The sequence below is a fragment of the Burkholderia sp. Bp8963 genome, from assembly GCF_003854275.1.
In the GTDB taxonomy this organism is placed as follows: domain Bacteria; phylum Pseudomonadota; class Gammaproteobacteria; order Burkholderiales; family Burkholderiaceae; genus Burkholderia.
Genome location: NZ_QTQP01000174.1, coordinates 1 through 715, shown reverse-complemented (window position 1 = coordinate 715; position 715 = coordinate 1). Strand labels below are relative to the sequence as shown.

Here is a 715-nt window from a genome sequence, read left to right as displayed (position 1 = left end):
TCGCGGGCGGCCAGGAGAACATGAGCGCGGCGCCGCACGTGCTGCCGGGCTCGCGCGACGGGTTCCGGATGGGCGACGCGAAGCTGGTCGACACGATGATCGTCGACGGCCTGTGGGACGTCTACAACCAGTACCACATGGGCATCACGGCGGAGAACGTCGCGAAGGAATACGGGATCACGCGCGAAGAGCAGGACGCATTCGCGGCGCTGTCGCAGAACAAGGCGGAAGCCGCGCAGAAGGCCGGCCGCTTCGATGACGAGATCGTGCCCGTGTCGATCCCGCAGCGCAAGGGCGAGCCGCTGCAGTTCACGACGGACGAGTTCGTGCGTCACGGCGTGACGGCGGAGTCGCTGGCGGGCCTGAAGCCGGCGTTCGCGAAGGACGGCTCGGTGACTGCGGCGAACGCGTCGGGGCTGAACGACGGCGCGGCGGCGGTACTGGTGATGTCGGCGCAGAAGGCGGCGGCGCTGGGCCTGAAGCCGCTCGCGCGGATCAAGGCGTATGCGAACGCGGGCGTGGATCCGAGCGTGATGGGGATGGGTCCGGTGCCGGCGTCGCGGCGGTGCCTGGAGCGCGCGGGCTGGACGCCGGGCGACCTGGACCTGATGGAAATCAACGAGGCGTTCGCGGCGCAGGCGCTGGCGGTGCACAAGCAGATGGGCTGGGACACGTCGAAGGTGAACGTGAACGGCGGGGCGATCGCGATCGGTCA

General features: G+C 69.7%; 1 protein-coding gene. It reads left to right on the top strand.

From position 1 onward, the window contains the following. On the top strand, positions 1–715 hold a 715-nt coding region (locus tag DID96_RS37890; protein ID WP_124604418.1), incomplete at both ends, for an acetyl-CoA C-acyltransferase.